Raw genomic sequence first — 10,245 nt, 5'->3', positions numbered from 1 at the left:
CTACAGAGGACTTTCACCTCATAAGTCAATGCCCATGTCGGGCGTACACAAGTAAATCCGGGTGACGCCTACGGCGCACCTGATTTAGGCGTTGAGGTTGTAGAATTACTCTTTTTTAAGAAAACAGCCTGTTTTATGGGTTCCAAATACATTACCTAATGCTTTATAAAGAGCGAATGGGTTCAAATCTTGACTTCACACATTAAGAATCTTCAATGTCATCTCGTGGCACTTTGCTGAAGCCTGCTGTGAGCGAGAATTAGTCATTGAGTGAGTAATTAATTAATGACTACTTCCCCCCTTTTTTATATGTTCAAATAACCCATCATAAGCATAATATATATAGCTAGCAATAACTTATGCTTTTTGCTATTAATAGAAGCTAATAAAATAAGGACGTTTTCGCTTAAAAATAGAGAAAGAGTCCTCTGATAAAGCATTTATATTTAAAGGAGTGTTACATGGAGTATAAGTTTATTGCAGTTTCTCAAATCTGGGCTACAGGTGGTATGTTAAATAGAGCAAACGCTAAAGCAAACGAGTTGGCAAGAGATGGGTGGGTGTTATCAAAAATGGAAAAAGGCTTTAGTGGTTTTTTATTTGCAACTTTATATCTAGCCTTTGAGCGTAAAATTTAAATATAACAAGCGACTAAGGTTTCGATTATCCGATCATGGCACTTAGCAGTCATAAACGAATCAAATACCAACAAAAAAGGCGCTTCCTTTACGGTAAGCGCCCTTCTGTTATCTCACTAATTACTTATTTTACGATTGTCATTTCGTCTAACAAGTTTTGTGCATTATCTACTTTATCCATTACCCACAGCATGTAGCGTGAATCAACGTGGATTGAGCGATTAAGCTCAGGGTTGTAATCCCAGTCACCAATAATACTTTCGTAAACACCGTCAAACAGTAAGCCTACAAGCTCTGCTTTGCCGTTAAGTGTTGGCGAACCTGAATTACCACCGGTAGTGTCTACATTTGATAAAAAGTTAACGGGTACTGTATTCATGCCGCCCGTGTAATCACCATAAAGCTTGGCTTTAATTTGCTCTTGTAACTTTTTAGGTGCATTAAATGGGTCAACATCGGTGTTTTTAGCTAGTAATCCTTCAAGCGATGTAAACGGTGTTGCTACCAAGCCGTCTTGAGGTGAGTAGCCGCCTACAGTGCCATAGGTTACTCGTAGTGTGCTGTTGGCATCGGCGTATACAGGTTTGTTTTTAGCTTTGTTAAACGCAATTATTGCGCTCATTAACTCTGGGCGAGCTGCTTGTAATTTACCTGCAAGTGCTTTTGATTTATCTTCCTGTGCTTTCATTACTTTAAAGATTGCTTTAGCGTACTGCACAAATGGGTCTTGGCTTTGATTTAGCTGGCTAAACGATTGCTCAAATAATGAATTGCGAACAGTGGCATTATCGAGTCTTGACTGCTCATACATGCTATCAAGTAACGCGCTTAGGGTTGCTTTATCAAACCCATTTTGTACTTTAAATACGTTATCAACGTCGCTAAAACGTTCTTCTTTTGGAAGTGCTGCATACAGTTCTAAAAAGTGCAGTAAAATAGCTTTGTCTACTTTGCTATCATAACGGCGCGTCATGCGCTCAAGCCCTGCTTTAATGCGAGGTAAGTCACGTTCTTGATAACCAGATTCACGTTCGCTATTTGGCTGTTGTTTTTCATAAGCTAGGCGGTATAAACGTCGTGCTGTGCTGATCATTTGTGAGCGATGTACATAACCTAACATGCGGTCGCGTTCACTGTGCTCTTGTGATTGCGCAATTAGCTCAGATAGCTCACCTAATACGCTTCCGTATTGTTCTTTACGCTCACCATCACTATTGATCCATTGTGTTAACTCTTGCTCAAACTGTTTTTTGCGCTCAAGCATAGTGCCTTTATTGAAGCTTTCGATCATCGAACCATAGTTTTTAATATAGTTGTTATAACCTGCAATGGTGCTTTCGTAAGCAATACGCGCTTTACTGCCGTCTTCTGAATTTTCTTCAATAAGCGACACGTATTTTGAGTTATGAACGCGTGCTTTAGGGTAACTGTCGTTAAATACGTTATCTACCTCTGTTGCTATACGGTAGCGGTTAGTACGCCCTGGGTAGCCTGTAACCATTACAAAGTCGCCTTCTTGCACGCCTTTGGCACTTACTTTTAGGTAAGAGTCAGGTACGTAAGGTACGTTGTCTTCGCTGTACTCTGCTGGTTTTCCATCTTTGCCTACATAAGCGCGGTAAAAACCAAAGTCGCCTGTGTGGCGCGGCCACATCCAGTTATCTATATCGCCGCCGTATTTACCTACGCCCATTGCCGGTGCATAAGTTAAGCGTACGTCTTTAATTTCAAGTGACTTAATTAGGTAAAACTCTAAACCACCATGAAACGAATACACGTTACAACGATAGCTTTCGTCGGCTTCACACTGGGCTACTAGCGCTTTTTCATTTTTTTCGAGTGCGTCGTAGCGTGCTTTTGCTGTTAACTCGTTAGTACCTTTAATTACTTCATCTGTTACGTTGGTAACCGTTTTTGTTACATAGACGCGTGAGCCCGGCGCTGCAGGTAAATCTTCTGTAGGACTTTTAGCTAAAAAGCCATTTTCTAAAATATTGTTTTCAGGTGTTGAGTTGTATTGTACCGAGCCATAAACACAGTGATGGTTTGACACAACTAAACCCTTAGGCGATACAAACGATGCTGTACAGCCACCTAGGCTAATTACCGCATTCATTGGGAATTCGGTTAATTTAGAAATAGATTCAACATCAATTTCAAGCCCTTTGGCTTTTAAAATTGATTCTAACTCTGGAAGTTGGTGCGGTTGCCACATGCCTTCGTCGGCTATGGCACTACTTGAAAGTGATAAAGAAAATGTGGCTACTAATGTAGCTACAAGAGGTTTTAAACGCATTATAGAATCCTTTTTATTTGTTTCTATAACAGGTTACTCGCGATGGGACAATAAGGTCAATAGCCGTGCAATGAATTGTTACAATCGAGTGTTTAATCTTACTTTTTATCAAAATTCATCGAAAAATCAAGAAACTGTTTTGCTGGTATTGGTTTACTAAAATAGAAGCCTTGCATAAAATCACAACCCAATTCGTTCAATAAAGTATGCTGCTCTTTTGTTTCTACACCTTCGGCTACCACTGTCAGTCCTAAGCTGTGCGACATGGCAATAATTGCCTTTACGAGATTACAGTCTTCATTGTTTAGTACAATACCGTCAATAAAACTTCTATCTATTTTGAGTACATTAAAAGGGTATTCTCTCAAATAACTTAATGATGAATAACCTGTACCAAAGTCATCCATTGATAAGTTAATGCCTAATGCAGTAATTTCAGTCAGTATATCTACAACATTAGTGTGGCAACTCATCAATACACCTTCAGTTATTTCAAGCTCTAAACTTTCGGGATTTACGTTTGCTTCACTCAATGAGTTTTGAATGAAACTGAGCAACCCTACGTCTCTAAATTGGCGAGGAGATAAGTTAACAGCCATTGTATATTTTTGTTGGCGTTTACAGGTACTTTGCCATGTGTTTAAAAAGTGTAATGCTTGGCTAATTACAAACTTGCCAATAGGTACAATTAATCCTGTATTTTCGGCAATAGGTATAAACTCATCGGGTGTTACATTACCTAGCACAGGGTTATGCCAGCGTAATAACGCTTCTGCACCAATGATGTGTTTATTTTTGGCGTCAAATTGGGGCTGGTAGAATAACTCAAATTCATTACGCTCAAGGGCGCCACGCATCTGCTCTTCTATTACTAGTCGGCGCTGAATAATTACGTTCATCTTTTTAGTAAAAAATGAATAAGTATTACGACCATATGATTTTGCTTGATACATTGCAGTGTCAGCATTTCGTAATAAATCAGCAACGGTTATACCATTTTCTGGGTATATGGCTACACCAATACTCGCTGTTAGTATGTGTTCCCGGCCCTCTATTTTAAAAGGGGCTCTAAAGTTATTGACCAGTTTTTCAGTAATTTTTAGCGCTGCATGGTGATCAGTTATACCTCGTAGTAATACGATAAACTCATCTCCACCTAGGCGCCCTACCGTGTCGTCTTTTCGCAGTGCCTCTTGTAGCCTTTGCGCTGATTCAATTAAAAGTTTGTCTCCTGTTTCATGGCCTAAAGAATCATTTATTTTTTTAAAATCATCTAAATCCAAAAACAGTACCGCCGCTTTCTCGTTATTTCTTTGTGATTCAATAAGTAATTGCGACAAACGATCAAGTGCTAAAAAACGATTTGGGAGTAAAGTTAGACTATCGTAATACGCTTGATGTCTAATTATTTCATCTGATTTATGCTGTTCTGTAATATCTCGAATAATAACCATTAACTGGTTATGTTCTGTTATTTTATTTATTCTTGCTTCAAAAAAAACGAGCCCATGGGGCAAAGCTAGCTCGTATTTAAAGCTCATCATCTGCTCTTTTTCTAATACAAGGCTGATATAGGTTTCAAATTTTTTGGCTACATCTTGAGGGAGTACATCACCCATTTTTTTACCAATAAATTGCTTTGGCTTGGTATAGAGATCGGTCTCATTACTGGCATGATACTCAATAATAGTTCCATCATTTTCCATCAAGAAAAATAAGTCAGGAATTGCTCCAAAAATAGTTTTTAGCATATGCTCATTAAATGACGCATCTGCTTGTGCCTTTTTAACCTCAGATAAATCAATATCAATACAGTACATTTTTTTTGTATTATATTGATTTGTAAACATAACATGGCTGGAAAAAACCGATACATTGTTTCCATCTTTGTCTTGTAAGATAATTTCAGATGCTGGAATTTCTATATCTTTTTTTACCCAATCACTATGTGCGTTAATAACTAATTCACACATTGGCTCTGGAATTATAAGGTCTTCTATTTTTTGTCCTATGGCTTCTTCTTTGGTATATCCATAAAGTCGCTCACTACCTTCATTCCAATAAATAACACGACGTTCATTGTCATAACCTTGAACAGAAATAACATTTACCGCATCAAATAACTGATGCAAATAGTCGTTAATTACAAATTGATGGGTTAAGTTTGAAGTCGGGTTATCTAATTTCATTTTGAGGCTATATCCATAAATAATTTTATTTAATAATAGAGAAATACTAAATAATAATTAAATTTAATTTTAATATTAAATTTCCATGTACATTATATACGCCATTATACAAAACAAAAAAAGAGCCGAAGCTCTTTTTTAATAATTGTTAACTATATTTAAACGCTATAAAAACTGAATTTATTTTTTTGTCACATCATTTGGATGTTCCACGCCAATCCATGCTTTGAATAGTGCTTTTTGCTCAGGCGTTGCCTCTTTATCAGCAACTACTTTTTTAGGCTTATCAAAATCTTCTGATAATACTAATGTTAAGCTTTCAAGAGCATCGCGACGAAGATAGTCAATGGTTACTTTATCGCCTTTTTTAAACGTTTCTAAGCTGGTTTTTAAATCTTTACCTACGTGATGTTTGTTTATAGCGACAATTTTATCATCGGTAGTTAAACCTGCTTTCCACGCACTGCCACCACGGCGAACGTAACTTAATGTAAGTAACTCGCCTGTGTTTTTAGCGGTAGCATCAATGCTTGCAAGCGCTTTTGCTTTTTCAGGACGTTCAAATTTCAAGCCTACTTTAGTAAGTAAGTCGTCAAAGTTAATACTTGCAGGCGACTCAACATTTTCTTGCCACCAGCTTGAGTAATCACGCCCTGTTAAATCTTTTAAGATATTAAGTACATCTATATCTGTAAAACCAGCTGGCATTTTATGATTGTTATAAAGTGCTTTGTGTACGTCGCGATAGCTTATTTTACCTTGGCTTTTTTCTAGCAAGTCGATATCTAAAACTAATGAAAGTAACGAACCTTCTGAATAAATATTAGTGCTGTAGTTACGTGCATGATCGCCACCTTGGTTAATCCATTTATCAAAGCTTGTTTCGCTTGCGCTTTGCACTTCACGGCCCGGTGTTTGTAAATGACGATTAATGGTTTTACTCATCACTTTAAAAAATTCATCTGTGGTTTCAATACCAGAGCGAACCATTAAATGATCTTCAAAATAACTTGTTGAACCCTCTGCAATCCAAAGCAGTTTAGAATAATTCATATTAGTGTAATCGTACGGCACTAAACCTTGAGGGCGGTATGCTTTAACATTCCACGTATGAACAAACTCATGCGCAGCGGTGCTAATAAAGGCTAGGTAATCTTCGCGGCTACCAAATCTATCGCGTGGACGTTGAATAATTGTTGAGTTTAAATGCTCTGTTGCACCACCAGCACCCGACGTAGCGTGTACCATAAATACATAACGTTCATACGGATAGCCATCCCAAATTACATTACCAGTAGCAACTAATTTTTTAAGATCGGTAAGCATTTGCTCTACATCGTAGTTACCGTCGCCCCATATAACTAAATCGTATTCACGGCCATCTACTTCAAATGTGTGTAGTTGGTTAATACCCGTTTCGATTGGTGAATCAACAAGTACGTCGTAATCTGCTGCTTTAAATGAATTTTTGCCTTTTAAATTATCCATACCCGATACAGAGCGCCACTTTTTAGGCACCTCTAAGTTAACGGTTACTGGCTCTTGGCGAAATGATTCACTAAACATAAAAAAGCCTGATGCATCTATAAATGCATGGCTGTCGTCAATGTGGCGAGCGCGCTTACCAAGCTCATTTGCATACACCTGGTAGTCAATATTAACTTCGGTTGGCTCATTAAGGTGTACACGCCATGTACTGTGATCAATTTTTTCCCATTTTAACTCTTTGCCATCTTCATCTTTAGCTTTGAAGTAACGAATGCCATTGGCAAGGTTTAGCATTTCATAGCGACCCGTTCGCCATGCAGGAAGTTTTATATCAAGATGTGCTTGCGCTGTTTTTGGAAACTCAACACTTACATCGCCTAAATGATGTTGTGGTTGCGAAATTTCTAAAGAATAATTTACGTCGGCAAATACAGGTGCTGAACATGCAGCTAAAATAGATAGGGCTAATAACTTTTTCATAGAGACTCTTAGTGGAAACTTAATAGCCAGCAAGACTAGCAAGCCCCTATCTAAAAGTGAATTAAATACGACAAATTGCCCCGTATACGAGTTTATACGTAGTAGCTTATTAAAATTTCTAAGTTTTTTACTAGATAACTACACATAATAAAAATTTGTTGTAAACTGAAGATAATAAAATTAATTTGATGGCGGTACGCTTAGGTGTCTGAAAGATCTAATCCAACAGATAAAAAACTCAAACAAGCAATTGATGCTCGTATGGCTATTGAGAGTGCACGCAAACATCAAGTGGATATTTTGTGCGACTTTGCAGCTAAACTTTCGCTAAGCTGTAAAGGGCTTGATATTGAGTTAGATAATCGCCTTGCTAAATTTAGAAGTGCACTCAATAAAGGTATGAGCTTTGAAGACCTCTCTCCCCTTGTTAGTGAAACTTTGATATTACTTAAAAATCAAGAATCGATTCAGCAAGCTCAGCAACGTGATTTATTCAACAGTGTACAAAATGCAGGTAAACAGTTACAAAAAACTAAAGGTTTACCTGACGATACTCGCAGAGCCCTGAGAAATTTACTCGATCAAGAGATTAATAACGTTCAGTCAACCCATGGTTATATTCCGCTACTTGATCAACTTATTCTCTTTTATCATGAAGCATTGCTAACTAAGCAAGACCCTCAAGCCGATAATCAGCGCCCTGTAAAACAAGCTCGTGCAAAAAAACTGCTTGAGCTAGCTAACGAACTTATACTTGAAGAAGAAGCTACACTACAAATTAATAGTATAAAAAATAGTATTACGGAAAGTGACACTATAGATGCATTACTCGATGTTGCGATTAACATAATTGAAGTCGTAGTAAAAAACATTAGCAAAGAGCGTAAATCTGCACAAAGCTTTTTAGTTTCATTAAATCAAACCCTCGAAGATCTACATAATTCTATTGTCTCTACTAGTAGACACTCAGAATCGATGAGTATTGAGTTTGATTCGTTGAATAAAAGCATTGAACTAAAAATAAAAAACCTCAACGAACAAACACAAAAAGCAACGTCAATCTCATCTTTAAAAGAACTTGTAGATAACGAATTAAAATCACTAAGCGAAGATTTTCTAGCAAAAGAAAAGTTAGAACGAAAAGATAGAGAAATGCTTAGCACTAGCTTTAGTGAAATAAACAAACGAATTGTTACTTTAGAAGATAAGTTAACAACGTATAAAAAACGCTTAAACGAACAGCGCTTTAAAAGTTTACTTGATGGGCTTACAAAACTGCCTAACCGAGCTGCATTTGATGAACGTTACAGCCACGAAATGCATTTGTTTAATGTGCAGCCATCAGATGTTACGCTTGCGGTTATTGATGTTGACCACTTTAAATCTATCAATGATAGATTTGGCCATACCGCAGGTGACATTACCTTACAGGTTATATCAAAAGCGTTGCAAAAATCGGTAAGAAAGTCCGATTTTATAGCGCGTTACGGCGGTGAAGAATTTGTATTGTTAATGCCAGGTGTGTCGCTTGAAAACGCAACATTACCTCTGGATAAAGTAAGAAAGGTAATTAAAAATATACCTTTTAAATTTAGAGAAAAACAAATTGAGATCACTATTTCGGTAGGTGCAACTCAGTTTAAAAAAGGCGATACTCTGTTAAAGGCATTTGATAGAGCAGATGATGCTCTTTACGAGGCCAAAAATTCAGGACGAGATAGACTTTGTACCAGTAAATAATGTCATAGCCATTATAAATTTTATGACAAGTAGTTTTTTACGATTTAGCAGTAAGGAGAACGTCTATGTTAATACAGTTAAACCCAACTGGGGTTTTAGATTTACTGTCGCAATTAGAAGTTGATTTATTAGAGCAATCTTCTGCTAGTGAGCGTTATAAGTTATTTAGAAACTGCGTACTAGCAGTGCTTAATGTAGGTAGCCATACCGACGAAAGTAGCGATATATACGACAAATACAAAGATTTTGATATTCGTTTAGTAAGCCGCGAACGAGGCATTAAAATTGAGCTTGAAAACCCACCCGAAACCGCATTTGTTGATGGCGAAATAATTACCGGAATTCACGAGCATATATTTTCTGTTATTCGCGATATTTTGTTTATTTGTCAAAAATACGAAAAAGATTTAAAAGAGCAAAAAGCCATTACTCATATGGTGTTCGATATGCTCAGAAATGCCGGTGCTTTGCGTGTTAATAGCGAACCAAGTATGGTTGTTTGCTGGGGCGGACACTCAATAAACGAAGTTGAATATAAATACACAAAACAAGTAGGTTACGAACTGGGCTTACGTGGATTAAATATTTGTACTGGTTGTGGCCCTGGTGCCATGAAAGGCCCAATGAAAGGTGCCACTATTGGCCATGCAAAACAGCGCAATACCAATAACCGTTACTTAGGCCTAACAGAGCCAAGCATTATTGCTGCAGAGCCACCAAACCCTATTGTTAACGAATTAGTTATTTTACCTGACATTGAAAAGCGCCTTGAAGCTTTTATAAGAACAGCTCACGCTATTATCATTTTTCCTGGTGGTGCAGGTACTGCAGAAGAATTGCTATATTTATTAGGCATATTACTTCATCCAGATAACACCAAACAATGTTTACCTGTTATTTTAACTGGCCCTAAAGAAAGTGAAGCGTACTTTAAAGAGCTGTGTGAATTTGTTGAAATGACGCTTGGTAAAGAAGCATTAGATAAGTTTGAAGTTATTATTGATAATCCTGAGTTAGTTGGGCAAAAGCTAAGATCGGCTATGGCTAATGTTCGTGATTACCGTAAAAGTGAAGGCGATGCCTACTACTTTAACTGGACGTTAAAAATCGATAACGATTTTCAACAACCTTTTGCCCCAACACACGAAAATATGGCAAGTCTTGATTTACACCTTGATCAACCAAAGCAGTTATTAGCGGCTAATTTACGCAGAGCTTTTTCAGGTATTGTAGCTGGAAATGTAAAAGACGAAGGCGTTAAAGCCATTAAGCAAAACGGTCCATACATTTTAAGTGGCGAGCCTGCCCTTATGGAAAATATGGATACGTTATTACAAGCATTTGTTGATCAAGGCCGTATGAAACTCCCTGGCAGCAAATACATTCCGTGTTACAAAATAAAAGCATGAGTTTT

6 protein-coding genes are annotated in these 10,245 nt (G+C 37.4%); 3 read left to right on the top strand and 3 right to left on the bottom strand.

What is annotated here, in order from left to right; translation table 11 throughout:
* Positions 1-461: 461 nt before the first annotated feature.
* Positions 462-638, top strand: a complete 177-nt coding sequence (locus tag GQR38_RS19210; RefSeq protein ID WP_165722958.1) for a hypothetical protein — start codon at positions 462-464, stop codon at positions 636-638.
* 124 nt (positions 639-762) lie between these two features.
* On the opposite strand, the gene GQR38_RS19205 is transcribed toward GQR38_RS19210, so the two are convergent.
* The 3 genes from GQR38_RS19205 to GQR38_RS19195 form a co-directional block, all read right to left on the bottom strand.
* Positions 763-2,934 (bottom strand): S46 family peptidase, encoded by a 2,172-nt coding sequence (locus GQR38_RS19205; RefSeq protein WP_165722959.1) that lies wholly within the window; start codon positions 2,932-2,934, stop codon positions 763-765.
* A gap of 98 nt (positions 2,935-3,032) precedes the next feature.
* On the bottom strand, positions 3,033-5,123 hold the full coding sequence (locus GQR38_RS19200) for a bifunctional diguanylate cyclase/phosphodiesterase (RefSeq protein WP_165722960.1): 2,091 nt from the start codon (positions 5,121-5,123) through the stop codon (positions 3,033-3,035).
* Positions 5,124-5,303: 180 nt separating this feature from the next.
* Positions 5,304-7,091, bottom strand: coding sequence for a PDZ domain-containing protein (locus GQR38_RS19195; RefSeq protein WP_024592214.1), 1,788 nt, complete (start codon positions 7,089-7,091; stop codon positions 5,304-5,306).
* Between the two features lie 204 nt (positions 7,092-7,295).
* Between GQR38_RS19195 and GQR38_RS19190 the strand changes: the two genes are divergently transcribed.
* Positions 7,296-8,831 (top strand): diguanylate cyclase, encoded by a 1,536-nt coding sequence (locus GQR38_RS19190; protein WP_165722961.1) that lies wholly within the window; start codon positions 7,296-7,298, stop codon positions 8,829-8,831.
* A 65-nt stretch (positions 8,832-8,896) separates the two neighbouring features.
* Positions 8,897-10,240: a nucleotide 5'-monophosphate nucleosidase PpnN gene (gene ppnN / locus GQR38_RS19185; protein ID WP_007580678.1), complete on the top strand. Its 1,344-nt coding sequence runs from the start codon at positions 8,897-8,899 to the stop codon at positions 10,238-10,240.
* Positions 10,241-10,245 lie beyond the last annotated feature (5 nt).

This window comes from Pseudoalteromonas sp. c7(2019) (assembly GCF_011378625.1).
GTDB classification, from domain to species: domain Bacteria; phylum Pseudomonadota; class Gammaproteobacteria; order Enterobacterales; family Alteromonadaceae; genus Pseudoalteromonas; species Pseudoalteromonas arctica.
The sequence above is the reverse complement of the archived record's forward strand: the minus strand, read 5'-3'. Positions and strand labels throughout refer to the sequence as shown.